Origin of the sequence: Acinetobacter johnsonii ANC 3681, assembly GCF_000368805.1 — a bacterium.
GTDB lineage: Bacteria > Pseudomonadota > Gammaproteobacteria > Pseudomonadales > Moraxellaceae > Acinetobacter > Acinetobacter johnsonii.
This window is the reverse complement of the sequence record NZ_KB849703.1, coordinates 186,063-212,245: the sequence shown is the minus strand read 5'-3', so window position 1 is coordinate 212,245 and position 26,183 is coordinate 186,063. Positions and strand designations below refer to the sequence as shown.

Below are 26,183 nucleotides of genomic sequence, written 5' to 3'. Positions count from 1 at the left end.
TTAGCATAGTTTCCATATTATATTCAATCTGAATATAGGAGGAATTTGCCATGTGGAAGGGTTTTGTCGCAGGACTGGTGGTTACCAATGCGTTTGAGTGGGTTGCACATAAATATATCTTGCATGGAACACACCGTGCTGGAAAGCCACGCTATAGCCCCGTGCCTGACAGTATGAAATCGCATTGGGAGCATCACCGAGAAGTGCGGAAAACCACATTTCATGATCATGGTTATGTTGAAGGTTGGAGCAATTGGCGTACCAAAAATGAAATCGTGTCACTCGCAGTCGTGGCGGGTGTATTTGGGACATTATTTTATCCTGTCTCCAAAGGCATGACTTTGTCTGTGTTGTACAGTGCAGGAAATTATTACTACATCCACCGCCGTGCGCACTTAGAGCCAGACTGGGCAATGCGTAAGATTCCTTGGCATTATGATCATCATATGAACTCCAATCAGGATGCCAACTGGTGTGTGACCAAGCCATGGTTTGATTATATTTTAGGAACGCGGGTCATTTCCTCATTGGATTTGCAAGAGCAAAATCCGTTGGGTATTGCTTTACCCCAAGTGGTGTCGGATAAGCTCACCCAGTGGGTCAATCAGGTCTTCCCTGCAAAATGGGTTAAGGCACCTGAAGCGATTCCACTGAACTCAGCGCAGACGACTGAAACGGTTGCAGGATAACTGAATGGGTATTTTGTCGTGATTTGTCAATAATATTGGTGTGTATTGTCAATATTTCGTCATTTGAACATTCTATAGTAAAGCTGTTGATGAGGTGAGATCATCTCATGAGCACTAGTACGTCATTTTTCATTTTCCAGTTTAACAAGACAATGTTGTCGTTATTCTAGGTTTATAGGGAGTCGCAAGACTCCCTTTTTTTATCTCAAAAATTGAGAGCATAATTGTGGTCAAGAGCCAGCGAGCATTCTAAGCTTTAACATCTACTGCATAATCGATAGTACTGTTCAACTCAGCGTTAGCTCAGCTGTGCCGAAGTACAGCGTAATTGAGTCTTTTAATTCGCCTGCTTTTTAAAGTCCGTTAAAATATAGCGATCCATTTCATCGGTATAGTCAGGGGAAAACTGAAAGCACACATGCTCGTTGATGTTTAAGGTTTTGAGATCAGGGAAGCTTTGTCTGGCACGTGGACTATTGCTAAATAAAAAAGCTTGTCGATCACTCTGAAAGTAAAACACTTTTTCAGTGCTGATGTTGTGCCGTCGGTAATGGGTGACCTCTGACCATTGTGTAAAAATACCACAAGCCCGAATTTGATCAGGTGCAATCAACGCTTTTTCATAATACTGTTTAAGCTGATATTTGCAGAAGCTGATATAGCTAAACAGGCATAAACCAAGGAGTAACAGTACAGCCAGCATACCGAAAGGGCGGTCAGCATATTTCTTCATCAAAAGGATGAAAACAAAACAGATCAATAGACCACAAATAAATAAGATTAGCTCTAAGTGATACATTTTTTCTCATCTTTAAAATGATAAAAAAGAGTACTCGAAAGTACTCTTTTCATAGGTTTTACGGTTATGGTCTGTTTATAGACGCATTTCAATACCTTGCTCTGCAAGGTATTTTTTCGCTTCAGGAATGGTGTGTTGTCCAAAGTGGAAAATCGAAGCAGCCAGTACAGCGTCTGCACCACCTTTTAAAATACCATCGGCCAAGTGTTGTAAGTTTCCGACACCGCCCGAAGCAATGGTTGGAATGGTGACGCGGTCATTGATTTGACGCATCAGCTCAAGGTCATAACCTGCTTTGGTGCCATCGGCATCCATCGAAGTAATCAGCAGTTCACCTGCACCAAAGTCGGCCATTTTCACGGACCATTCAATTGCATCAATACCCGTTGGTTTACGGCCGCCATGGGTAAAAATTTCCCATTTATTCTCGCCTGTTTTTTTTGCGTCAATGGCAACCACAATACACTGTGCGCCAAAGCGTTGCGATGCTTCTTGTACAAATTCTGGGTTAAACACCGCTGCTGAGTTAATGCTGACTTTGTCCGCACCAGCATTGAGTAAGAGACGAATGTCTTCAACTTTGCGAACGCCACCACCGACCGTTAAGGGAACAAAAACCGTTTCAGCCATGCGTTCAACCGTACGATAAGTCGTGTCACGACCATTCGAAGTTGCGGTAATGTCTAAGAAGGTAATTTCATCAGCACCTTGTTCGTTATATCGACGTGCTACTTCTACTGGGTCACCTGCATCACGAATATCAAGGAATTGAACACCTTTCACTACACGACCGTTGTCTACGTCGAGGCAAGGAATAATACGTTTAGCTAGCATAATTTTTTCCAAAAATAACAGCCGATTATGAAACTTCGCGACTTAGATGCTACACCTTAATAGTCGGAGCGGGTATTCTATCAAACTTATGTAAGTTTTTTTGCAGGTTTTATATGTCGGTTTATACCACTTTGACTTTACAGGAAGTTCAGGCGTTTGCAGCACCTTATGGACTTGAGGTAATCGATCTGATCCCAATTCAAGGCGGTATTCAAAATACGAACTATTTTATTGTGTGTGAAAATGCTGTGCAGTATGTATTGACTGTATTTGAAGAAATGGATGAACAGGGCGCAGGCGAGTTGGTTCCTGTGCTTGAGCATTTAGGTCAGGCTGGTTTAGTGGTTCCTGTACCTTTAAGTCACTCAGGCAAAGCCATTCATAGTTTAAAAGATAAACCTGCCCAAATTGCCCCACGGATGATGGGCAAACATCCCATGCCTGCGACCCTTGAGCAAGCCGAGGCGATTGCGGTTGCACAAGCGCAAATGCACGTCGCACTGCAAGATTTTCCATTGGAGCGTGCAGAATACCGTGACCATGATTACTGGCTCGCTGTAGCGTTACAAATGAAACCGACATTAAGTGAGGCGGATCAAGCACTACTCAATAAGTTATTGGGGTTATATGACGCATTATCGGCGGTTTATCCGAATCGTCCAAAGGGCTTTATCCACTCAGATTTATTCCGTGACAACACTTTGTTTGAGGGCAATCAGCTCAAAGGCATTTTAGACTTTTATGAACTGAATAAAGATGAGTTCTTGTTTGATATTGCGATTACCCTGAATGATTTCTGTACCGAATATCCAAGTGTGCATTTAAATGAAGACAAAGCCATTGCATTCTTAAACGCCTATGAAAGCATTCGTCCTTTGACTGCCGATGAAAAATCTTGTCTCGAGTTGTATCTTGCAATGGCCGCTGCGCGTTTTTGGATGATGCGTCTACAAGTGGCACAAAAAAATGCTGAACAAGGCCGTACGGGGGATGACATTTTGCAGAAAAATCCTGCCGAAATGCGTAATATGGTGATTGACCGCCTAAAATTTGTAACTGCTTAAATAGGAAAGAAAAATGCGTGACCAAGGACGACTCGTTGAATGGTTTGATGAAAAAGGCTATGGCTTTATTCAGCCCAACGATGACAGCAAAGATCGCGTGTTTTTACATATCAAGGACTTTGCTCGGCAAGGTCCTCGTCCTATTTTAGGCTGTGCGTTGGAATACAACGTGCTTGTGGATGCGCAAGGGCGTTATCGTGCACAGCAAGTTAGTTATTTAAAAGCATCACAAACCCAAAAGAGCCGTACCTCAAAAGTCTCATCGATAAAGACCGAACAGGGTCAACGCTGGAGTCCAATGCAAATTACGTCGGTGGCATACATCGTGTTTTTGGTGCTATTGGTATTGCTGGGGCGTTTGAGTGGATTGGTGCTGCTGTTGATTAGTGTGATGAATGCGGCCAGTTATTGGTTCTATGCGCAAGATAAAGAAGCTGCGCAAAATGGACAGCGCCGTGTACCTGAAAATACATTACATCTCCTTTCATTTTTGGGCGGTTGGCCTGCAGCATGGTTAGCGCAGCAAAAGCTACGACATAAAACACAAAAACAACCCTTTAGAAAGATTTACTTTTGTACAATTCTATTCAATATTCTTTTAATTTTATGGCTTATTTCTCCTTTCAATAGTTTGCCTATTTAAAGTTCAAGCCCACTTCATGAGGGACAATATGAATTATTCAGTCGATCAAGATCCGAATCGTAGTCTGACTTTTATTCTTTATATTTTGTATATCGTTGCGATTTTTTCCGCAGGGATTTTAGCCATTATTGCTTTAGTGATTAATTATGTGAAGCGTGGCTCTGTGCGTGGTTCCATTTTTGAGAGCCATTTTACTTGGCAGATTCGCACCTTTTGGTGGTATTTGATTTGGAACGTGATTGCCTTTGTGCCATTTATTTTCTTATTCTTTACGGGTGAAAATGCCACCGCTTTCGCAGGTGTCGCACTCGGTGCTTCAACCTTCTGCGTGTCTGTGATTGGGTTGTCATGGGTGTGGATTGTATATCGTGCCATTAAAGGCATTATTCGTTTAAACGACAATCAACCCATGTATCAATAACAAGTGATGGGATTTAAAAAAGGGCAGTGTGCCCTTTTTTTAGGTCTGTATCTTTTGGGATGAGATTTATGCACCGAGATGAACCCAGCTGATGCAGCAGTGTCTCTATTTTTGCGCAGGCTTTTAAAAAGCACCTTACTAAATTGAATTTAAATATTTACCTTTTTATATTAATAAATTTACTTTTTTAATATTTATAACTTACATTTTTATTTATAAATAATTACTTTTTTAATAATAATAACTTACATTTTTAATAAATTAACTTTACATTAATGTACAGTTATTTATATGAATATATGCGTAGAGAATATTATAAAAAATAGTCCTTTTTTGACTAAGCGTAGAATCTTCCTCGACGACGTTTTAGTCCCAAAACATGGATGGCACGAACCAAAACTGCATAAGAAACAGAATAGCCAAAGTGTTGTTCAAAAAGTGGAACTAAATCGCTAATATTTTGAAATTTTGTATTTTTAACAAATACTTGAAATGCACTCCAGTCTTTTATATGGCTGGGTGCTCCACGGCTTTTGGCTACTTTTGGAGACAAGCCGCCTGTTTCTTCTTCGAGCTTAATCCATGCGTCTAAGGTCACACGAGAGATGTTGAATTCCTTGCAAACGGCAACCTTATAATCCGTGAGTTTATAGCGTTGAATCGCTGCTTTTCGGGTTTCTAAATCGTACTTTGGCATTTAATTCAATATTTTTAAAATAGCGAAGCTGTTATTATATGGCATAGTTGTTGCAAAAACCAAAATCACTAGATTAAAAATGAAAGATGGTGATTTCGGTGAAAAATGCAGATTTTTCTTTAAAGAAAATGTCACTATGGCAAGTGGTCATTATTGGTGTGGCCTATATGACCCCGATGGTCGTGTTTGATACCTTTGGGATTGTGTCTGGGATCACCGATGGGCGTGTGCCATTGGCTTATATTTTGGCGTTGGTTGCAATGTTACTGACCGCATTTAGTTATGCACGTTTTAGCCGAATCAGTGGTGACTCAGGTTCTGCCTATAACTACACGGCACAGTCGTGTGGAGCTAAAGCAGGCTTTTTTGTCGGCTGGTGTTCACTGCTAGATTATATTTTGTTGCCCTTGGTGAATGCCTTACTGGCAAGTATTTACTTAGAAGCTGTGATCCCGAGTGTGCCGTATTGGCTATGGGTAGTTCTATTCACGGGTTTGGTTACGCTGATTAACTGTTTCCGAATCAATATTTTGGCAAATTTAAGTCTGTTGTTTGTACTTTTACCCTTACTGCTGATGGTCTTATTTATCTATCTAGTCATTCAAGGCGTGGGTTCTGAACAAGGCTATGATCATGTACTGACTTTAGCCCCGCTATTTAATGGAGACAGTTCTGTTTTGCCTTTGATTGCGGGTGCATCGATTTTATGTTTTTCATTTTTGGGTTTTGATGCGGTCACGACCATGTCCCATGAAACCAAAGATCCGCAAAAGAATATTCCACGTGCCGTGTTGCTTACCACGTTGCTCGGGGGCGGAATTTTTATTAGTGCCTCATGGTTTATCCAGCTGTATTTTCCAAGCAATGTGCGTTTTAACAACCCTGACGAAGCTTTACCTGAAATTGTCCTCTATGTGGGGGGGGCACTTTTCCAAGCCGTATTTTTATGTGCCCAAATCATGAATACCTTTGCTTCAGGTTTAGCCACTCATGCCAGTGCCTCACGTCTGATTCATATTATGGCGAAGGATGGCATTTTCCCTAAAGCAACCTTTGGGCAGCTCCATGCAAAATTAGGTACGCCACTTTATGCCGTCTTAAGTATTGGCTTGATTTCGCTATCGGCCATTTTTCTAGATCTTGCGACGGTGGTCAGCATGATTAGCTTCGGTGCTTTGATTGCTTTTACGGCGGTAAATTTCTCGGTTTTTGTGAAGTTCTATCTGTTGGAAAAACAAACCCAAGGCATTAAAAACAAATGCCTCAATTTGATTCTGCCTCTGTTATCTGTATTGGTGATGCTTTGCCTTTGGGTCAATTTAGAACGAAATGCGCTAATTTTTGGTTGCTCTTGGCTGGCGATAGGCATTGGTCTATTTATTTATAAGAAATTGAAAAGACAAAACATTGTGATTGGAAATGCATATTAAACCCTGCATGAAAATGAGATAGATATTGAGTGTGAATGAAATGAATATGAATAAACCGACATTTTTAGACGACGTGGAATACAAAGCCAGTTCTGCAACGCAAAGTGGTAAAGAGTGGAATTGGTTGAACCCGCAGTGTGCTGCGTTTAGTCATCCAGCCAATTACTATGAAAGTTCAATGCATGTATGGCATGAGTTTGAGCCTTTAAATGCAGATATCGAATGTGACGTGGTCGTTATAGGCGGTGGCTTACTGGGAGCATCGGCTGCACTGCATTTATCGGAGCAGGGTGTCGATACGGTCTTGGTTGAAAAAAACCGAGTGGGCAGTGCTGCCTCAGGGCGTAATGGTGGGCAACTCACACCGGGATTGGCACGTTGGGAAGCCGAAACCATGATTGAGCATTTCAGCTTTGAAGAGGCTAAAAAGTTATGGCACTTTACCTCAACGGAAGCGATGGCTTTGATTGATAGCATCACTGAAAAATATGACTTAGATGTGCAACGTAAACATGGACACTTGACGGCTGCGGTACACCCTGGACATTTAGATGCACTGCGTGAAGGGATGAAAGCACGTCAGTATTTAGATGAAAAAAATACCTCAATGCTGACCCAAGATGAATTACATGAGCATGTGCAATCCGACAACTATTTTGGCGGTCAGTTGGATCAACTTGGGGGGCATATTCATCCTTTAGCCCTGACGCGTGGTTTGGCTTATGGCTTTTGTCAAAACGGCGGCACGATTTATGAACAGACGGAAGTACAGTCAATCCAAGAACGTGCCGATGGTATTTATGTGACCACAGAGCAAGGGGTAATTAAAGCACGTAAAAGTGTGGTGATGGGCGTACACCATGCCTCATTTAAACTATTAGAAGAACGTAATCAAACCACCATTCCTTTTTATACTTATGTGTGTACCACTGCCCCTTTAGCACTGGATTTGAAAGAGCTATTGCCGACGGATCTGCCTGTATACGACACCCAGTTTCAAATTGACTACTACCGCGGGGTCTCAAAAAACCGATTGTTATTTGGCGGTGAAGGCACGGGTTCGTGTTGGAGTCCTGAACAAACGCATGACTATTTGCTAGGACGTATTCAACACGTATTTCCTCAGTTAGAGCAAGTCCAGCTTGATTTTGTGTGGAGTGGCACGACCGATTTAACCGTTAATGGTGCCGCGGATAGTCGAAAATTTGGTAGCCAATACCCAATCTATGCTGTTCAGGGTTGGAGTGGACATGGTGTTGCGCAAACGGTGCGTATTGGTAAAGCCATTGCCGATGATTTCTGTGGTGAAAGTGATGACTTTAATATGTTGACCCGTATTCAACATCAGAACATTCCTTTTGGTCGTGCACTGGCGCCGTTGGTCATTCCAATAGCCAAAAGCATGTATGGACTCGGAGCAATGATTAATCCGGGCAAGATGGTGTCATTCTAACCACCTGACCATACTGCTGAATTGGTGGCCATTGATCACTCGATTCAGCAGTTTTTTCGTTTCGGAGATGGGCTAAAGTTGTTCGACGTTCTTTTTCGACTTCAGCAGTTTCGGTTTCCATTCACTGATCATAATGCCAAACACCACCAAAAGCCCACCCAACAAAGCCAGTGGTGCTAAGCGTTCTCCTGCAAGACGCCCAAACAGTGCCGCCCATACAGGCTCTCCTGCATAAATAATTGCCGCTTGAGATGGATTGACTGAGCGCTGTGCCCAATTCATTACATATTGAATCACGGCACTGGCAAGACCCAAGCCGAGTGCGATACTCAGTAAAGGCCATGAAAAGTCTGGAATGTGGTGTTCACCTGCCAATGGCATGGCTGCAAAGGCGAGCACAGAGGCAACGGCCAGTTGAATCACCGTCACTCGACCAATATCGACTGTTGGAGCAAAATAACCAATCAGGATAATTTCCATCGCTATAGCGATTGCACCGAGTAGGGTTAAGGTCTGGCCAAAATTCAGTGAAATTGAATTCAGGCTATTGCCTGTAAGTAAGACTAAGCCCATAAAAGCACAGAGCGCACCAATCCAAATCATAAAATGGGGTACTTTACGAAAGATCAGCCACAATAATACAGGTACCAAAGGCACATACAGTGCAGTTAAAAAGGCAGATTCACTGCTACTGACTGTTTGTAGTCCGACCGTTTGTGTGCCATAACCAATAGTGACCATACAGCCAATGAGTGCACCTGCCCACAAGTCCTGTCGGGTGATGTGTTTTAAATGTTGATAGGAAAATAAGCCAATAATTGTCGCGGCGCAGGCGAAACGACAACCCACAAAGAACATGGGGGAGCTGAAATTTAAGGCATATTTCACGGCCAAGAAAGTACCGCCCCAAATAAAGGTAATTAGAATCAGCGCAATGACAGGCGCTTTAGAACCGAGCTGAGTATTCAACATAAAAGAACTAATGTGCAATATATTGCACATAGCTTGTCATGCTTTGTTTTTGTGTGCAATATATTGCTCAATGTTTTTTGATTTAACTTTATGAAGTCTCCTGCGGTACTACAACACGTCAGTCAAAATGTGCGTCATTATCGAAGTTTAAAAGGCTTGAGCCAGCAACAACTGGCGGATTTGGCTGGTTTAAGCCGTCGTATGGTGGCTGGAGTTGAATCAGGGCAGGACAATATTAGTTTGGCGAAACTCAGCTTGATTGCCGATGTGCTTGAGGTCGATTTTGTACAGATCATTGCTGCGTCTGAACAGCAAGGTCAAGCGGTCGTCAACGTTCTGGCTTGGCAGGGTACACAAGCACACAGTGAAGCAAAATTAATGGCCTCTGCAGCAGCAACACAAAAAGTTGAACTGTGGACATGGGTACTTGCCCCAAATGAACACTATAGTGCAGAACCCGACCCAGTCGGTTGGCGCGAAATGCTCTATGTGATGGAGGGGGAGCTAACTTTGGATTTGGCAGGTGACATAAAAGTCTTAGGTGTAGGTGAGTCGATTGTGTTTTCGAGTGCCATCGAATACCAATATATCAACCGTGGAACTGTACCGTTAAAGTTTATTCGTAATGCAATTTATTAAGAAGCAGATCTTAAAAACTGATATTTAGCGCGTAAAAAAGAGGTCAAAAGACCTCTTTTTTAAATTCTACAATTAGAGCGATTGTTCATCTAACAGCAATTGTGCTTCACGTAGGTTTAAACTGCCTTCATAAATCGCACGACCGGTAATTGCACCCAAAATACCAGGTTGACCTTTGAGGTTACGTACGTCATCAAGGTTGGTCACACCACCTGATGCAATCACAGGTAGACCAGAGTATTGTGCCAGTTGAACAGTTTGCTCAACGTTCACACCTTGCATCATCCCGTCACGCGCAATGTCGGTATAGACAATGCTCGATACGCCCGCATCGGCAAAACGTTTGGCCAAATCGGTTGCTTTCACATCGGTCACATTGGCCCAACCATCGGTGGCCACCATACCATTCATGGCATCGATACCGACAATGATATGACCTGCAAATTTCTTACATGCTTCTTCAACAAACTCAGGGTCTTGAACTGCCTTGGTGCCAATAATGACAAAAGACACACCCGCTTCTAAGTAGTGTTCAATGGTTTCTAGTGAGCGAATACCGCCGCCAATTTGAATTGGCAGTTCAGGTTGCGCGCGAGCAATGGCTTCAACCACAGGTTTATGAATTGGCGTACCAGCGAAAGCACCATTTAAATCGACCAAATGTAAGCGACGCGCGCCTTCATTTACCCAGTGCTGTGCAGTTGCAACAGGATCATCAGAAAAAACCGTATCGTCTTCCATACGACCTTGTTTTAAACGAACACATTTGCCATCTTTCAGGTCAATTGCAGGGATGATCAGCATGCTTTCGCTCCTAGCCAAATCTTAAATAAAATCAATGTCCGTCATCTTAGCAAAGTATTGGCAATTTTCTAAGCATCTGTTACAGCTTTTCATGACGACAAGGTTTTGTTGTTTTTTCTAATTCTTTGGAAATATCTTTTGGGAGTCGCTCTAAACACCGCAATTCTTCAAAAACCAACAACGCGGCATAGGCATCCGCAGCGGCATAGTCAACTTGTTCAGGCGTGAGTATTTTCCTCGCCCAATTTGAAGTGCTGACTTTTTTGCTTTTGGGGAAGTTGAGTTGAAACAGCAGGGCGATGGCATTTTTAATGCCGACAGGGTTGGTCAACCCAAAGCTTGCAAAGCATTTTGACAGCTCAACCATTCCTTTGAGCTCAAAACCTTTTTTGCGGAACAGATGGGCATCATTTTTTAAACCAAAACCCACTTTGAGCTGGGCGGGATTCGCCAAAAATGGTGCAAGGAAGTTCCAAATGGGTGGACTCATTTGAAACAAATAAGCACGCTCGACACTGGCCAGTTGAATTAAGTGCGGACCTGTGGAAACTTCTCCCACTTGAAAGGTCGGTTTGGACTCGCTGTCAAAACCGAAGATGGAAACCTGTTCCAGTTCAGCACGGATTGCTTCACACTGTTCTAAGTTTTGAATGACATGAATTGCTTGTTTTGGCAAATTTTGAAAACGAGGAAATTGTTGAATTTCGACTTTGCTGGGAAGGATGTGTTGAAAAGAAGAATCCATCATGCTTTGACTATGCCATTGTTGCTTAAGCCTAAAGCTTTTGCATTGATTTAGCAAAACAGCCGACCTAGGCAGGCTGTTTTGCACAGGTGATTTTAGGACATAAAACCAGCCGCAATACCGCCGATAATTGCTAAAACGAAAATCACGATGTAAATCCATGCCAAAACGGCTTCCCAGCCTGCGGTTGGGCGTGGTGAGCCATAGCTGTTGCTACGATCATCGCCTGGTGCGAAAATCAGGTAAAGCATTAAGATCACGTTGGCAAGAGGCACCAACATCAACAGTGATAACCAGCCCGTATGGTTGCGGTCATGTAGGCGACGAATAGTAAATACAAACGTGAAGTACATCAGCGCAACATAGATCAGGATGATAAAAATCATGCCGCCACCGAAGTTGCCTGTTTCCAAGTTCACGAATGTATTAGGAAAGATGGCGATGAAAATACCAAGAATAATTGACGCTACAATGGCAAGTAGACAGTTCCATGCTAGGTATGAAAAACGTCCGAAACGACCTGCGGCATTCAGCGCAGATTCTTGTGCATATTGAGTCATAGTGACTTACCTTATCGTTGTAAATTAAGTTTTTTATAAATAAAAATGTCTAAAAAGCAGGCAAATCATAATCAAATTTGGTGACAATGAAAAGGCATCTCAGCCATCTTGAGTACACTAGTCTGCTGTAAAGCAAAGATTTTATACATTGAAAGGCACAGGAGTGGGGTCACATGCCTCATTTACTTAAGCTGTTTCTGATTTATTTTTAGTCTAGATGCATCAATTTTGGATAAACAAAAGCTCAACCGAAGTTGAGCTTTTTCAATCAAACAAAGGCTGGAATAAATTAAATTTTCCATTCCACAAAGTTTTTCAGCAGTTGCAAACCTGCGGTATGACTTTTTTCAGGGTGGAACTGGGTCGCAAACAAATTTTCTTGGTGAATGGCGGTACAGAACTCTAAACCATAGTCACAAGTTGCAGCCACAATGCTAGAGTTCTTCGGTTCAACATAAAAGCTGTGCACGAAGTAAAAACGTGCATCTTGCTCAATGTCTTTCCACATTGGATGACTCGGATCAGCCTGATGAACTTGGTTCCAACCCATATGTGGGACTTTCAAGCCGTCTACATCAGGAAAGCGTTTCACGCTTCCTTCAAAAATACCGAGAGCATCCACTCCGCCATTTTCTTCAGAGCGTTGCATCAGCGCTTGCATACCCACACAAATCGCTAATACAGGCTTATTAAATGCTGCATGACGAACGACTTCATCAATCCCTGCTTCATGCATGCCTTGCATACAGTCACGCATAGCACCTACGCCGGGGAATACAATTTTATCAGCTTGAGCTACTAATTTGGGGTCATTGGTTACATCGATTGTTGCACCAACATGCTCAAGCGCTTTTGCTGCTGAGTGTAGGTTACCCATACCATAGTCAAGAAGGGCAATACGGGTCATTACAAACTACCTTTGGTTGAAGCAATGGTGTTGGTTGCACGTGGGTCAATTTCACAGGCCATACGAAGTGCACGCGCAAACGCTTTGAACACACTTTCAATTTGGTGGTGGCTGTTTTTCCCTTTCAGGTTATCAATGTGTACTGTCATGAGCGCATGGTTCACAAAGCCTTGGAAAAACTCAGAGAATAGATCCACATCAAAACGACCAATCATGGCGCGGGTAAATGGAATATCCATAAACAAACCCGGACGGCCCGATAAGTCCACCACAGCACGGCTTAAAGATTCATCTAACGGTGCATAAAAATGACCGTAACGACGTAAACCTTTTTTGTCACCTAAAGCTTTGGCAAAAGCCTGTCCAAGCGTGATACCACAGTCTTCAACCGTGTGGTGATCATCAATTTCCAAGTCGCCATCACATTCAATATCAATATCAAATAAGCCATGTCGCTTGATTTGATCAATCATATGATCTAAAAAGGGAATACCTGTGTTGAGCGTGCCTTGACCCGTACCATCGAGGTTTACACGAACTCGAATTTTGGTTTCGTTGGTATTTCTTACCACTTCACTGATACGTTCTGTCATAGACACGTTCCTCAAAGACGTCAAATAATTGATGTAAAATGTTTCGCCGTAACGAAGTCACCGCATATTAGATTGCTCAGGAGGGTTTATCAATGCCTATTACCGTACACGCTTATACTTCACTGGAAAAAGAAGAGTTGCGCAGCCAGCTAGAGCGACTGTACGACACCAGTCCTGAATTTGGCGATGGGCATGATGCCGTAGAACAACTTGAGCAAAATCTAGCTCAGTATAACTTACTTTACACCGCAGAATTTAATACTAAAGTCATTGGTGCCATTTGGTGTAGTGGGCAGGGTGAAAATAAAACCTTAGAATACATCGTAGTACATCCTGCAAACCGTGGACGAGGGGTTGCGGAGCGGTTGGTTGAAGAAGTCTGTCGTATGGAAGAAGCCAAAGGTGTGAAAGTGTTCGAGCCGGGCTGTGGTGCGATTCATCGTTGCTTAGAGCACATTGGTAAAATTTAAGCTTTTTTAAAACAGTCTTTGGGCTGCTTTTTTCATGAATAACGATGGTGATGCGCTTTAAGTGCAAAGAATGACTCAAAAAATGTACGAAGGGTGCTGGGTTTGCTGTAAAAGTAAACACTCAACTGATTTTTTTGAAAACGGACTTGACGCTGCTTCGCTTAAACTGTTTAATACGCGACATCGGCGTGATAGCTCAGTAGGTAGAGCAACGGATTGAAAATCCGTGTGTCCCCAGTTCGATCCTGGGTCTCGCCACCATATTCAAAATCTTATTTAAAGATTTCAATCCCTGATCCCATCAGGGATTTTTTTTTGCCTGAAATTTATTCGATCAAATAAAAAAGTGATGATTTTTATTGACTATTCATCCGAGATACGGCTTAATACACGGCATCGGCGTGATAGCTCAGTAGGTAGAGCAACGGATTGAAAATCCGTGTGTCCCCAGTTCGATCCTGGGTCTCGCCACCATATTCAAAAAAGCCTCAAACAATGTTTGGGGCTTTTTTTTGTCCCATGAAAAGTGCGATTGTATAAGATGTTGGACAACATCATGCTTTGGTTAATGGGAAATGTGCTAATTTTGAGTCAAAAAGAAGACTGAGAATGGCTTATGAAAGACCGCTTTTCGTCAGGAAGTCAGCTTTATCAACTCGCACGGCCGAGTTATCCAGCGAATTTGATTCAAGAAATACTCAAGCATGTGGCGACTCCTCAATTTGCATGGGACTGTGGCGCAGGGTCGGGGCAATTGACTCAATTGTTGGCGCCGCATTTTGATGCCGTGGTGGCGACAGATATCAGTGCTCATCAGTTACAACATGCACCTTATTTTGAAAATGTCAGTTATCAAATTCAGTCTGCAGAGCACACCAGTTTTGCCGAGCAGAGTTTTGATTTAATCACAGTGGCCCAAGCCATTCATTGGTTTGATTTTGATGGTTTTTATGCAGAGGTGCTGCGGACTTTACGACCTGAAGGCATTTTGGCGGTCATTGGCTATGGTTTAATTCAGCTGCAGCAACCTGAGTTACAGGAGTGTATTGAGCGACTTTATTTTAAGACTTTGAAAGGCTATTGGGATGCCGAACGACGTTATATCGACGAGGCCTATCACACCATTCCTTTTCCCTTTGAGGAAATAGCGACACCTGAATTGTCGATGTTATTTCAATGGTCTGCTGCTCAATTGTTGGATTATTTAAATACATGGTCTGCACTGAAACATTATCGAGCGAAAAATTCAGATGACCCCTTATATGAGTTCAAAGCATTCTTTGCGTTGGATGATCACGTGAACCAAGTTTTTGAGCTTAAATTTCCAATTTTTTTAAGATTGGGTCGTCTACCTGGATCGGCGCATTGAGTGTCTGAGCTTAATCGGCAATCAGACGTTTACCAAAGCACACGACTTCGATTTCCTCATAGCCTAGCTGCTCATAGAAGCTTTGCACGTCGATATTTTCTTTACGTACAAGCAGTTGTAGTTTGGGGCAACCTAACGCAATCAGGCGCTTCTCGAGCTGCTGTATGAGTGCGGTTGCGACCCCATTGCGTTGAAAGTGTGGATGTACCGCCAAATAATTAATCCAGCCGCGATGGCCATCATAACCACCCATCAAGGTGGCGATGAGTTGTTCATCTTTAACCGCCAATAAAAATAAACCATCTTTTTGTGCGGTTTTTCTAAAAATATCAATTTCAGGGTTGTTCCAAGGGCGAGTGAGGTCGCATACCTCCCAAAGTGCAATGACGTCTTCTAAATCTGTTTCGAGATAGGGGCGAATAATGAACATGAGCTTGGCATTTTTATTTTTTGGATGCCTTTAGATTAATTGAGTTTTTTTATTTTGATAAGTGTTTTCTTACACTTTTCAACAGACATAAAAAAACGCCCAAGAGGGCGTTTTTTTTAAACTTCAAATTAAGCTGATTTTGCTTCTGCTTGAACAGGAAGCATGTGGCCTGTTTCTTCAAAGTTAGAATGCCAAGACAACGCTTCACGAAGTAAGTGTGGAGTATGACCACCTTTTGCACATGAACGATCAAAGTAGTCGTTTAATGCATCACGATACAGTGGGTGTGCACAGTTGTCGATAATCGCACGAGCACGTTCACGCGGTGCTAAACCACGAAGATCTGCCAAACCTTGTTCTGTTACCAGGATGTCAACATCATGTTCAGCATGGTCGATGTGCGACGCAAACGGTACGATTGAAGAGATGTCGCCACCTTTCGCAATTGATTTGGTCACGAAGATTGCCAAGTGCGCATTACGTGCGAAGTCACCTGAACCACCGATACCATTCATCATTTTCGTACCGCAAACGTGAGTTGAGTTTACGTTACCGTAAATATCAAATTCAAGCGCAGTATTGATGCCGATAATACCTAAACGACGAACCAATTCAGGATGGTTTGAGATCTCTTGTGGACGTAAAACCAATTTATCTTTGTACGCTTCAAGGTTGTTAAATACTTTCTCACCATATTTTGCAGAAAGGGTAATTGATGAACCTGAAGCAAACTTCATTTTACCGGCATCGATCAATTCGAAAGTACAGTCTTGTAGGACTTCTGAGTACATGACGAGGTCTTCGAAGTTTGAATCTTTAAGGCCTGTAAGTACAGCATTGGCAATTGAGCCAATCCCTGCTTGTAATGGGCCTAAGTTCTTCGGTAGACGCTCTTCAGCCACTTCTTTTTCAAAGAATGCGATTAAGTGGTCTGCAATGCCTTGAGTTTCATCATCTGGCGCAGTTACTGTTGATGGAGAGTCGTGCAAGTCGTTGTTGATGACGATACCCACGATTTTTGCAGGATCGATATTGATCGCGTGCGTACCAATACGCTCATCTACTTGAGTTAATGGAATCGGTTGACGGGTCGGACGGTAAGTTGGGATGTAAATATCGTGTAAGCCTTCAAATGCAGGGCTTAAGTTGGTGTTGATTTCAACAATCACTTTTTCTGCGAAAATTGCGAAGCTTGCTGAGTTGCCTACCGACGTTGTTGGAATGATGCCACCATCTTCAGTGATCGCAACCGCTTCAATGATCGCTACATCTGGCTTTTTCAACTGAAGGTTACGCATTTGCTCAACTGTTTCAGACAAGTGTTGGTCAATGAACATCACTTCGCCATTGTTGATGGCTTTACGTAAAGTGTTGTCCACTTGGAACGGTAAACGACGTGCCAATACACCCGCTTCAGTCAATTGCTTGTCTAGGTCATTACCTAAAGAAGCACCAGTAATTAATGTGATTTTTAAAGGATTTGTGTGTGCACGTTTAACCAATGCCAAAGGTACAGCTTTCGCTTCGCCAGCACGAGTGAAGCCACTCATACCTACAGTCATGCCATCTTCAATAAAAGCAGACGCTTCTTCCGCACTGATGACTTTATCGTGAAGTGAAGCTAAACGGATACGATCTAAAGACATGGTTTACTCTCGTTAATATTCTGGATCTGGCACCGATTGTACCGATCAAGAACGACATTGTGCATACCTGTTAGGCTAAGGTCTAATTTTTTGAAAAAATGTGGGTATAAGGGATTCTGATGATTTGTAAGTGGTTGAAATATATTTGGTAAAATTAAATTGTTGAATAGTTGAACAAAATCATTTGATCAACTATTGTACAAAGTTTAAAAATGCTCAACCAAGGTTTGCTTTAATTTTTCGAGTGGATTGTTGCTGGAAATTTCAACATCTTGATTGTGATGAAGAGGTAGCGAAATAATTGCTTCAAGTCCGCCTTGTTCCCGATTATGAATGTTGAGCTGACCTTGGTGAATATCGACAATGCGTTTCACAATGGCGAGACCTAAACCACTGCCTTGGACTGTTCTGGCTTCATTGCCACGCACAAAAGGTTGCATGAGCTCTTCAATTTGATCGTCAGGAATGCCTTCACCATGGTCTGCTACGCTAATTAAAATATGTTCATTTTCCACTGTTGCGGAAAGTTCAATCGGCTCAGCACCGTAGCGTTTTGAATTATTAATCAAGTTACCAATCAGGCGTTTAAGAGATAGACTACGTGCCTGAATAATCGGTAATTCAGCAGGTTCAAAACGAATATCCAGCGGTTTGAATTGCACCACCAATTCTTGTAACAGCATATTTAAATCGGTGTCTTGGATTTCCTCATCCGAGCCGTCACGCATATAGGAAATGAACTGATTTAAGATCGCGTCCATATCTTCAACGTCATAAATCAGCCCTTCTTTTAAAAAATCATCATCGGGCATCATTTCTGCACTGAGTCGAATACGGGTCAGTGGGGTGCGTAAGTCATGTGAAATCCCTGCCAACATAATCCGGCGGTCACGTTCAGTCTGATCTAGGGTGTAAATCATGTGATTAAACGCTTGGTTGACCTCGCGAATTTCTTGAGGGCCGTGATTGGTCTCTAAATACGGTGCTGTGCCTGTTTTACTATAACTGTTGGCAGCATTTTGCAGACGACGCAGCGGGCGATTGAGCTGACGAACCAAGGTTAAAATAATGGCTGCTGCAATAAGTGGTACGCCGAGTAACCAGCCGAAAATTAGCTCAGGACTGTAGTTGGCATAGGTTTTCAGTGGTTCGCGGACCCAGTTGCCGTTCATTTCAGGGGTTTGAATCCAAATGCGCGGGCTAGGTTTAAATTGAAAATACACCGTGGCATGTTCGACTTTTAATTCTTTGGCCAGCTTAGCTTCAATTTGGTTGGTAAAGAATTCGGCGATGACCTTATCTTTGACATTGGGATATTCTTTGGGATCGGTGACGTATTCAATGCCAACACGACTTCTTAGCCAGTCATCGACATCGACTTCAGTATTTTGATGATAAATCCGTAAATCGGGGTTGTTAAGAATTTCTATTTCAACAGCAAGATAACGAGCATGTTGTTGAATTTCTGGAAGATATAAGGTGCGCCAAAAGAACCACAAAGACATAAATAAACTGAAAAATACAATGAAGAGTACCAGTACGGTGGTGCGCATGGCAGCAGAACGCGGCTTGATTTTATCTAAAAAGCGTTCCCAGCGTGTGCGTTTCCGTTCTGAATACGCTTCGTAATCTGTAAATTTTTGAGGGTCGATGGGTTCGAGTTTCACGTGATTTCCTGTTTCTATGTAAGTGACATAGTTCAATGGTGACAGGTATGCGATACGCGAAAAGTCATCTGCAATTGTTCGAGGCAGGAGGTCTGAATGTTATAAAGTTTCTGCGAGCATGATGTTGAAATGCAGAAATATGCCGAGTTTTGCAGATGACAATGGTTTTGCTTACTTTTGTCGAAACAAAAGTAAGGCGAACCGCAGGTTAATCGATAAAGTTGAGCTTAATTTTAGGACTCCGTCGTGCTGATTATTGCTACTCAGCTTAAAAAGACCGAAGCCGTATTTTTCAGTTTTGAATTATTCCGCGCCATCTGGAACGAACACATAACCTACACCCCAAACGGTTTGGATATAACGTGCACGCGCAGGGTTTTCTTCCACAAGGCGACGGAGGCGCGATACTTGAACATCAATCGAACGTTCCATTGCGCCCCATTCACGGCCACGCGCAAGGTTCATCAATTTGTCACGAGTTAAAGGCTCACGTGGGTGTTGTACCAAGGCTTTCAGTACCGCAAACTCACCTGTAGTTAGGGTTACAACTTGACCTTCACGCGTTAGAGTGCGTGTTGATAAATCAAGTGACCATGGACCAAAGCTGACTACTTCCATTTGTTGGCTTGGTGCGCCTGGAACTTCACGGACTTGGCGGCGCAGTACAGCGCGAATACGTGCTAACAACTCATTTGGATTAAATGGTTTCGGTAAATAGTCATCTGCACCTGCTTCTAGACCTGCAATACGGTCTGAATCACTGCCACGTGCGGTGAGCATAATAATAGGTGTATCAATATTGGATTGGCGTAGACGACGGCAGATACTTAAACCATCTTCAACAGGGAGCATGAAGTCGAGCACAATCAGTGAAAACAGTTCGCGCTGTAAGAGACGATCCATTTGAGTTGCGTCATGCGCTGTTTTTACCACAAAGCCTTTATCTTCTAAAAAGCGTTGAAGTAGCGTACGTAAACGCACATCGTCATCTACCACTAAAATGCGTTCAACGCGATCTGCATCGCTATGTACAGCATCTGTTTTTTCAGCAGGTACAACTAAACTCATTGAAGTGCTCCTTTATTCTTTATTGTCATCGTAAACAAAAGTCGGGATAGCCTTGAGTATACGACTCATTTGTATGTCTTTACTATGCTCTAAAGCAACAAATATTGCAGGTAAAATCAAGACATATATACCAAATGTATACATCTTAGCCCATAGAAAAAAATGGCAAAGAATACCTAAAAATAAGATTTAACACTGAAAATGAGATGGATTTATGAAATTTGCCTGAAATATGTCACATTTAAGCCATTAAATTAATAAAAACAGTTGTGGATTTTATAGTCTTGGTCTTTATAATCATGGCTTTTAGTACATATCCTTGTGGGATCACATACGATGACTGACTTAGTTCAGCAGTTGGCAAAAGAAATTGCCGTACGTCCAAATCAAATCGAGGCTGCCATCAAGTTGATTGATGAAGGTGCTAGCGTTCCATTTATTGCGCGTTACCGTAAAGAAGTCACGCAAGGCTTAGATGATGCGCAGTTACGTCAGCTCGATACACGTTTGGCTTATTTACGTGACTTATTTGAACGTCGCGACAAGGTAATCGAATCATTAAAAGAACAAGACAAATTGTCTGATGATTTATTGGCACGTGTAAATGCTGCTGAAACTAAAAATGCCTTAGAAGAAATTTACGCACCATACCGTCCAAAACGGACCAGTAAATCATTTAAAGCCAAAGAAGCAGGCTTAGGCCCGATTGCAGAGAAAATCTTTGCAGAAGCGGTTGATCCAGCTGAAGCATTGGTAGGCTTTAGCCATGAAGATTATCCAGATCTAGAAAGTCAGTTGGATGCGATTCAACATATTCTAATTGATGACTGGGCGCAGAATATTGCACTGACCACTGAACTTAAGGTCACGTTTGCAAAAACGGCCACTTTAAAAAGTTTAGTGGCAAGTGATGAGAAAAAAGAAGTTGGCAAAAAATTCCGCGATTACTTCGACTTTTCTGAAAATTTAAATAAAGTCCCGTCACACCGTTTATTGGCTATGTTACGTGGCCGTCAAGAAAACGTTTTAGGTTTAAAAGTTGATGGCGAAGATGATGCACCATTGGCGCGTATTGAAACAGAATACAACCTTGAAACTGCACAGCCGCAAGCACGTCAAGACTATTTAAAACAAACGGCTAAATTGTTCTGGTTAGGCAAGGTTCGTCCAAGTATCGAACATTCGTTACTCACCGAAAAACGTCTTGCAGCTGAATCTGAAGCAATGGATGTTTTTGCTGAAAACTTACGTCATTTGCTGTTGTCTGCACCCGCGGGCGCACGTACAACCCTAGGTGTGGACCCTGGTATCCGTACAGGGGTGAAATTGGCTGTGGTAAATGCATCGGGTGATGTACTTGCACATAGCACGATTTATCCATTTGCACCCAAAGATGATAAAGCGGGTTCAATTGCAGAACTTGCCCGTTTATGCCGTGAGTTCAATGTTGACCTGATTGCCATTGGCAATGGTACAGCAAGCCGTGAAACAGAAAGCGTTGTGGCTGAAATGATGGCTGCAAACAGTGATTTAAAACTGACACGTGTTTCTGTATCAGAAGCGGGAGCATCGGTTTATTCAGCATCTGAATTGGCTTCTGCGGAGTTACCAGAGTTAGATGTGTCGATTCGTGGTGCAGTGTCGATTGCACGTCGTTTACAAGACCCATTGGCTGAACTGGTGAAAATCGATCCAAAATCGATTGGTGTAGGTCAGTACCAACATGATGTGAACCAAACGGGTTTAGCGAAAACCCTTGAAGCAGTCGTTGAAGACTGTGTGAACTCGGTAGGTGTGGATGTTAATACTGCATCATCTGCTATCTTGGGTTATATCGCAGGTTTGAATAAGTCGATTGCGCAGCAAATTGTCGATTTTCGTAAAGAAAATGGCCGTTTTGACAACCGCCAAGATTTGAAAAAAGTGCCACGTTTAGGCGAGCGTACTTTTGAACAAGCGGCAGGTTTCTTACGTATTCAAGATGGTTCAGAGCCACTGGATGCTTCTGCTGTTCACCCAGAGTCTTATGCGCTGGTGGGTAAAATTGTTGAAGCGAAAGCGACGACAGTGAAAGACATCATTGGTAACTCTGAAATCATTCGCCAAGTGAATGCTGAAGAATTTGCAGATGAGAAATTTGGTTTACCAACCATTCAAGATGTACTGTCTGAACTGGAAAAACCAGGTCGTGATCCGCGTCCAGAGTTCCGTACAGCAAAATTCCGTGAAGACATTACCGAAGTTGCGCAACTGACTGAAGGCATGCAGCTTGAAGGTGTCGTGACCAATGTGACGAACTTCGGTGCTTTTGTGGATGTGGGTGTACACCAAGACGGTTTAGTCCATATCTCAGAATTGGCCAATGAATTCGTTGCAGATCCGCATAAAGTGGTGAAGCCAGGGCAAATTGTACAAGTTCGTGTACTCACTGTAGATGCTGAGCGTAATCGTGTGAATTTGTCGATGCGCCCTGAAGGTGCTGAAGCGCCTAAAGCTCCACGTCAACCACGTCGTGAAAATACAGAGCGTAGTGAACGTAAACCACAAGGTAAACGTCCACAACAAGCACGTCTGCAAGGCGAGCGTGCTCAAACAAACAAAAAGCCGCAAACGGCTAAACCTCAAGAAAATAAAATTGGTGGTTTAGGTGCATTGTTACTTCAAGCAGGCATTAAAGGTTCGAAATAATCTTTAAGATTTGAATAAAAAAACCTCCCAAGTGGGAGGTTTTTTTTATGGTTACTTTTATCCGTTGATGATGGGCACGATCCAACTGGTGATAATCAGCATAATGCCAAAGTGCCCAAGCTTTCGGCAAACTTTGACAAAGGTTGGAGCGGGTTGTTCCAGTCGAGTAGCATAATCTTTGAGGCTTATGGCTTGGGTACTGCGGCTATGCCACAGGAAAACAGCAAGATCGATACAGATTAGAATCGTCCCGACATTGGCCACGATATCCATCATCACATAATCTTGTAAATACAGGCTACTGCCTACTCGGTAGCAGAGATAAATCGCAAAAGCGATACACACATATTGCAGTACGAAAGTAAAAGCGCGCATAAATTCACAAAATAAAAAAAGACGGCTGTTTATAACACAAAAAGTAGAAGGGGCACGTCGTCTTTATCTTTTGTCCACAAAAAAGGTATGAGTCTTAACTGATTAGGCTTTGTCCAATCAGGCTGGAAAAAATTGAGATTAAACCTATTTTTGAAAAAATATTGCTATACATGCTTGGGGGGTGTGAAGTTGGCCCAGTTTCTGTTTCTAGTGAGCGTATTTCACTCGTTAGTGGGGTAGTCTGTTGTGGTGCGTGTTGGCTCTTAAAGCCGAATTCGAGCAAGATCATCAGCAAACCGCCATGAATCAGCACTTGCCAGATTGAAATATGAGAGAGGGTAAGTTCTGTATATAGATTAAAAGCGGTGGTTGTAGCAAAGATGAAGCAAAAAAGCTTGAATAAATAAAGTGCCTGCATTTCTTTTCCCCTTTTATAATTGCTTTTATGATGAGCTTTTTTTCTTAAGCGAATATTAAGAACTATAAAAGAGTTTCGAAAAATTTAGCTACCCAACCTTTGATCAAAGGTTGGGTAAATTGTAAGAAAACTTACCAGTGTTCACCTGGGAATAAGCGTGCATACGCTTTTTGTACCCAGTTGAGTTTTTGCTGTTCGCCTACCGACGCGGTAGAACTTGGGAATAAGTTATAACCAATCGACATGAGCTTATTGTTGATGTCTGGTGCAATTGAATAAGTAATCGATGCCAAACGACCTAAGTTAGTTGCGACCTTCTTCGGACGTTTCACAATCGCATAAGCAACCAGATCTGCTGCTTGTTCAGGCGAAAGGGTAGGAACGTATTTATAAATTTTCGTCGGCGCAATCATCGGGGTGCGTACCAAAGGCATATACACCGAAGTAATCGCAATTTTATGTGAATGCACTTCGGCAGAAAGACAGCGACTGAATGCATCTAATGCGGCTTTAGACGCCACATAGGCTGAGAAACGAGTGGCATTTGCCAATACGCCAATCGAGCTAATGTTAATAATATGCCCATCACGACGAATCATCATTTGTGGCAGGATGTTCATGACTAAACGTACCGCACCAAAGTAGTTAAGCTGCATGGTGCGTTCAAAGTCGTGGAAGCGTTCCGCTGACTCATGTACAGCACGGCGGATCGAACGACCAGCGTTATTAATTAAAATATCAATATGATCGACTGAAGCTAAAATCTGCTTAGAGACTTCATCAATCGAGTCTAAATCATTTAGGTCACATGGAAAAACAGAAGCTGAACCGCCTTTGGCTTCGATTTCTGCTTTAACTTCTTCTAATGTTTCTTTGGTGCGCGAAACTAAAAGGACGTGTGCTCCTGCGTCAGCCAGTTTGTGCGCAACGGTTAAACCAATACCACTTGAAGCGCCTGTAATTAAGACGGTTTTTCCATTTACACGTTCTTTAAAAAGTCTATCCATTCTTGAATTCACGTTATCATTCCTGATCTAAGTCAAATATTTGAGGGTTATGGCTGTTTTTATATTCGATTATTTAGGCTGCATTTTCGGAGAAATGTAGCTGCTTTCCTTCACGGTATAATACCTAAACTGCTTAAAAATATCACGGCATAAGTTATTGAAATAATAAATAATTTTAGAGCAAAAGCTCTATTTTATTTGTTCTAATTACTTGTTTTTACCACGAATTCAAGCGAAGTGAAAGGGCTATAAATATAAAAGACAAGCGTATAAAAAACCTCAATCATGTGATTGAGGTTTTAAGTTTAGCGGTCTGTATTTTAGACTTGAGCCAAGGCTTGCTCTAAATCTGCAATCAAATCATCAATATGTTCAATGCCTACAGATAAACGTACCATATCAATACTCACTCCAGCAGACTTTAATTCCACTTCATTCAGTTGGCGATGTGTGGTGGTGGCAGGGTGGCACGCCAAACTTTTGGCATCGCCAATATTGACCAGGCGAGTGAAGAGTTGCAGAGCATCAATAAAGCGGGTACCACCTTCACGGCCATCTTGTACCCCAAAGGATAAAATTGCCGAAGGTTTTCCTTTGACATATTTTTGCGCCAAGCCATGCTGAGGGTGATCTTTCAGGCCGGCATAGTTGACCCATTTCACTTTGGGGTGGGCTTGTAAATATTCTGCGACTTTCTGCGCATTCTCAGTATGACGTTCCATACGCAGATTTAACGTTTCTAAGCCTTGTAGAATCAAGAACACGCTTAAAGGGCTAATCGCAGCGCCGGTATTGCGTAATGGCACCACGCGGGCACGCGCGATATAAGCTGCTTCGCCTAAAGCTTCGACATAGTTCACGCCGTGATAACTTGGGTCTGGCGTATTCAGCACTTTAAAGCGCTCAGGATATTGGCCCCAAGGAAATTTACCACTGTCGACAATCGCACCGCCAATTGAGTTACCATGCCCGCCAATATATTTGGTTAAGGAATGCACCACAATATCTGCCCCATATTCAAACGGTTTCAGCAGCGCAGGGGTTGCGACGGTATTATCGACCACCACAGGCACGCCATACTCATGTGCGATTTTGGCAATCGCGTCTAGATCAATGATATTGCCGAGTGGATTGCCAATCGATTCAACAAAGACCAACTTGGTTTTTTCATCAATTAAACCGCGTAGGGCTTCAGGATCTTGATAATCAAAGAAACGCACTTCGATGCCTTGTTTCGGTAGAGTGTGGGCAAACAGGTTGTAGGTGCCACCGTACAAGGTCGAAACAGAAGCAATGTTATCCCCTGCTTCGGCAATGGTTTGAATGGCGTAAGTAATGGCTGCCATGCCAGAGGCTAAGGCCAACGCGCCAATACCGCCTTCGAGTGCGGCTAAACGTTGTTCTAGCACCGCAGTGGTCGGGTTCATAATTCGGGTATAAATATTGCCTTGGACTTTTAGGTCAAATAAATCCGCACCATGTTGCGTATTATCAAAGGCATAAGACGTAGTTTGATAAATCGGTACGGCCACAGCTTTGGTGGTGGCTTCGGGGCTATAACCAGCATGGATAGCCAAAGTTTCATCTTTATAGGTCATGGGACTTCATCTACGTGAGTTAAATATTGCACAGTCTACCATCAATGAATATGAGTGAAAGTGTGAAAATAATGAATATTTATCTAAAAAATTCATAAAGATGAGATGCGAGCAGCTTCTTGTCTGCGGAAAAGTGAGATAAAGTGGTTGTTTAAAAAACAACCGTGCTGAAAGTTGTAACATTGCATTGAAGATCG

Annotated in this window: 26 protein-coding genes and 2 tRNA genes; 12 read left to right on the top strand and 16 right to left on the bottom strand. The window is 42.6% G+C overall.

Annotated features, from left to right (window positions below):
* Positions 1-50 precede the first annotated feature (50 nt).
* A complete protein-coding gene (locus F946_RS01340) occupies positions 51-689 on the top strand; it encodes a hypothetical protein (RefSeq protein WP_004978157.1) in 639 nt (212 codons plus the stop codon).
* Positions 690-1,026: 337 nt separating this feature from the next.
* Here the strand turns inward: F946_RS01340 and F946_RS01335 are convergent, their stop codons facing one another.
* Together F946_RS01335 and hisF are read right to left on the bottom strand one after the other, a co-directional pair.
* Positions 1,027-1,488: a hypothetical protein gene (locus F946_RS01335; RefSeq protein ID WP_004978155.1), complete on the bottom strand. Its 462-nt coding sequence runs from the start codon at positions 1,486-1,488 to the stop codon at positions 1,027-1,029.
* Positions 1,489-1,563: 75 nt separating this feature from the next.
* Positions 1,564-2,322 (bottom strand): imidazole glycerol phosphate synthase subunit HisF, encoded by a 759-nt coding sequence (gene hisF, locus F946_RS01330; protein ID WP_004691571.1) that lies wholly within the window; start codon positions 2,320-2,322, stop codon positions 1,564-1,566.
* Between the two features lie 113 nt (positions 2,323-2,435).
* On the opposite strand from hisF, the gene F946_RS01325 reads away from it, so the two are divergent.
* The 3 genes from F946_RS01325 to F946_RS01315 are packed head-to-tail and all read left to right on the top strand — an operon-like array spanning position 2,436 to position 4,450.
* Positions 2,436-3,386 carry a homoserine kinase gene (locus F946_RS01325; RefSeq protein ID WP_004978153.1) on the top strand — a complete coding sequence of 317 codons (951 nt, stop codon included), beginning with the start codon at positions 2,436-2,438 and terminating at the stop codon, positions 3,384-3,386.
* 13 nt (positions 3,387-3,399) lie between these two features.
* Positions 3,400-4,029, top strand: coding sequence for a DUF1294 domain-containing protein (locus tag F946_RS01320; protein ID WP_004978150.1), 630 nt, complete (start codon positions 3,400-3,402; stop codon positions 4,027-4,029).
* Between the two features lie 28 nt (positions 4,030-4,057).
* Complete coding sequence (locus tag F946_RS01315) at positions 4,058-4,450, top strand: DUF4870 family protein (protein WP_004691561.1); 393 nt, start codon at positions 4,058-4,060, stop codon at positions 4,448-4,450.
* Between the two features lie 337 nt (positions 4,451-4,787).
* Here the strand turns inward: F946_RS01315 and F946_RS01310 are convergent, their stop codons facing one another.
* On the bottom strand, positions 4,788-5,147 hold the full coding sequence (locus tag F946_RS01310; RefSeq protein ID WP_004978147.1) for a COG3415 family protein: 360 nt from the start codon (positions 5,145-5,147) through the stop codon (positions 4,788-4,790).
* Positions 5,148-5,275: 128 nt separating this feature from the next.
* Between F946_RS01310 and F946_RS01305 the strand changes: the two genes are divergently transcribed.
* Both F946_RS01305 and F946_RS01300 read left to right on the top strand, forming a co-directional pair.
* Positions 5,276-6,577, top strand: coding sequence for an APC family permease (locus F946_RS01305; protein ID WP_407637057.1), 1,302 nt, complete (start codon positions 5,276-5,278; stop codon positions 6,575-6,577).
* 40 nt (positions 6,578-6,617) lie between these two features.
* A complete protein-coding gene (locus F946_RS01300; RefSeq protein ID WP_004978142.1) occupies positions 6,618-8,030 on the top strand; it encodes an NAD(P)/FAD-dependent oxidoreductase in 1,413 nt (470 codons plus the stop codon).
* Positions 8,031-8,102: 72 nt separating this feature from the next.
* Here F946_RS01300 and F946_RS01295 read toward each other — a convergent pair whose 3' ends face one another.
* Positions 8,103-9,002 carry a DMT family transporter gene (locus F946_RS01295; RefSeq protein ID WP_004978139.1) on the bottom strand — a complete coding sequence of 300 codons (900 nt, stop codon included), beginning with the start codon at positions 9,000-9,002 and terminating at the stop codon, positions 8,103-8,105.
* Between the two features lie 90 nt (positions 9,003-9,092).
* On the opposite strand from F946_RS01295, the gene F946_RS01290 reads away from it, so the two are divergent.
* Positions 9,093-9,641 carry a helix-turn-helix domain-containing protein gene (locus F946_RS01290; protein WP_004978137.1) on the top strand — a complete coding sequence of 183 codons (549 nt, stop codon included), beginning with the start codon at positions 9,093-9,095 and terminating at the stop codon, positions 9,639-9,641.
* Positions 9,642-9,713: 72 nt separating this feature from the next.
* On the opposite strand, the gene hisA is transcribed toward F946_RS01290, so the two are convergent.
* From hisA to hisB, 5 genes are all read right to left on the bottom strand, one after another.
* Positions 9,714-10,445: a 1-(5-phosphoribosyl)-5-[(5-phosphoribosylamino)methylideneamino]imidazole-4-carboxamide isomerase gene (gene hisA, locus F946_RS01285; protein WP_004691558.1), complete on the bottom strand. Its 732-nt coding sequence runs from the start codon at positions 10,443-10,445 to the stop codon at positions 9,714-9,716.
* Positions 10,446-10,524: 79 nt separating this feature from the next.
* The gene (locus tag F946_RS01280) at positions 10,525-11,190 is read right to left on the bottom strand and encodes a 3'-5' exonuclease (RefSeq protein ID WP_035326289.1); all 666 of its coding nucleotides are present in this window, start codon (positions 11,188-11,190) and stop codon (positions 10,525-10,527) included.
* Between the two features lie 95 nt (positions 11,191-11,285).
* Positions 11,286-11,750, bottom strand: coding sequence for a DUF805 domain-containing protein (locus tag F946_RS01275; RefSeq protein ID WP_004978134.1), 465 nt, complete (start codon positions 11,748-11,750; stop codon positions 11,286-11,288).
* A gap of 289 nt (positions 11,751-12,039) precedes the next feature.
* Positions 12,040-12,657 (bottom strand): imidazole glycerol phosphate synthase subunit HisH, encoded by a 618-nt coding sequence (hisH, locus tag F946_RS01270; protein ID WP_004978133.1) that lies wholly within the window; start codon positions 12,655-12,657, stop codon positions 12,040-12,042.
* Positions 12,657-13,250: an imidazoleglycerol-phosphate dehydratase HisB gene (gene hisB / locus F946_RS01265; protein ID WP_004691554.1), complete on the bottom strand. Its 594-nt coding sequence runs from the start codon at positions 13,248-13,250 to the stop codon at positions 12,657-12,659. The genes hisH and hisB overlap by 1 nt, the downstream gene beginning before the upstream one ends.
* A gap of 92 nt (positions 13,251-13,342) precedes the next feature.
* Here hisB and F946_RS01260 point away from each other — a divergent pair, with 92 nt between their 5' ends.
* From F946_RS01260 to F946_RS01245, 4 genes are all read left to right on the top strand, one after another.
* A complete protein-coding gene (locus tag F946_RS01260) occupies positions 13,343-13,720 on the top strand; it encodes a GNAT family N-acetyltransferase (RefSeq protein ID WP_004978131.1) in 378 nt (125 codons plus the stop codon).
* 185 nt (positions 13,721-13,905) lie between these two features.
* A tRNA-Phe gene (locus F946_RS01255) sits at positions 13,906-13,981 on the top strand.
* Positions 13,982-14,118: 137 nt separating this feature from the next.
* Positions 14,119-14,194: transfer RNA gene (locus tag F946_RS01250), tRNA-Phe, on the top strand.
* A 142-nt stretch (positions 14,195-14,336) separates the two neighbouring features.
* Positions 14,337-15,089, top strand: a complete 753-nt coding sequence (locus F946_RS01245) for a class I SAM-dependent methyltransferase (RefSeq protein WP_004978130.1) — start codon at positions 14,337-14,339, stop codon at positions 15,087-15,089.
* A 10-nt stretch (positions 15,090-15,099) separates the two neighbouring features.
* Here the strand turns inward: F946_RS01245 and F946_RS01240 are convergent, their stop codons facing one another.
* From F946_RS01240 to ompR, 4 genes are all read right to left on the bottom strand, one after another.
* Positions 15,100-15,519, bottom strand: coding sequence for a GNAT family acetyltransferase (locus tag F946_RS01240; protein WP_004691549.1), 420 nt, complete (start codon positions 15,517-15,519; stop codon positions 15,100-15,102).
* 128 nt (positions 15,520-15,647) lie between these two features.
* Positions 15,648-17,165, bottom strand: a complete 1,518-nt coding sequence (locus tag F946_RS01235; RefSeq protein ID WP_004978127.1) for an acetyl-CoA hydrolase/transferase family protein — start codon at positions 17,163-17,165, stop codon at positions 15,648-15,650.
* A gap of 206 nt (positions 17,166-17,371) precedes the next feature.
* Positions 17,372-18,832 (bottom strand): ATP-binding protein, encoded by a 1,461-nt coding sequence (locus F946_RS01230; protein WP_004978124.1) that lies wholly within the window; start codon positions 18,830-18,832, stop codon positions 17,372-17,374.
* A gap of 303 nt (positions 18,833-19,135) precedes the next feature.
* Complete coding sequence (gene ompR / locus F946_RS01225; RefSeq protein WP_004691545.1) at positions 19,136-19,900, bottom strand: osmolarity response regulator transcription factor OmpR; 765 nt, start codon at positions 19,898-19,900, stop codon at positions 19,136-19,138.
* A 336-nt stretch (positions 19,901-20,236) separates the two neighbouring features.
* On the opposite strand from ompR, the gene F946_RS01220 reads away from it, so the two are divergent.
* Positions 20,237-22,588, top strand: coding sequence for a Tex family protein (locus tag F946_RS01220; protein WP_004978123.1), 2,352 nt, complete (start codon positions 20,237-20,239; stop codon positions 22,586-22,588).
* Positions 22,589-22,645: 57 nt separating this feature from the next.
* Here F946_RS01220 and F946_RS01215 read toward each other — a convergent pair whose 3' ends face one another.
* The 3 genes from F946_RS01215 to F946_RS01200 form a co-directional block, all read right to left on the bottom strand.
* Positions 22,646-22,963: a hypothetical protein gene (locus F946_RS01215; protein ID WP_004691542.1), complete on the bottom strand. Its 318-nt coding sequence runs from the start codon at positions 22,961-22,963 to the stop codon at positions 22,646-22,648.
* 549 nt (positions 22,964-23,512) lie between these two features.
* Positions 23,513-24,388 carry an SDR family NAD(P)-dependent oxidoreductase gene (locus tag F946_RS01205; protein ID WP_238893368.1) on the bottom strand — a complete coding sequence of 292 codons (876 nt, stop codon included), beginning with the start codon at positions 24,386-24,388 and terminating at the stop codon, positions 23,513-23,515.
* Between the two features lie 320 nt (positions 24,389-24,708).
* Complete coding sequence (locus F946_RS01200) at positions 24,709-25,986, bottom strand: O-acetylhomoserine aminocarboxypropyltransferase/cysteine synthase family protein (RefSeq protein WP_004978117.1); 1,278 nt, start codon at positions 25,984-25,986, stop codon at positions 24,709-24,711.
* Positions 25,987-26,183 lie beyond the last annotated feature (197 nt).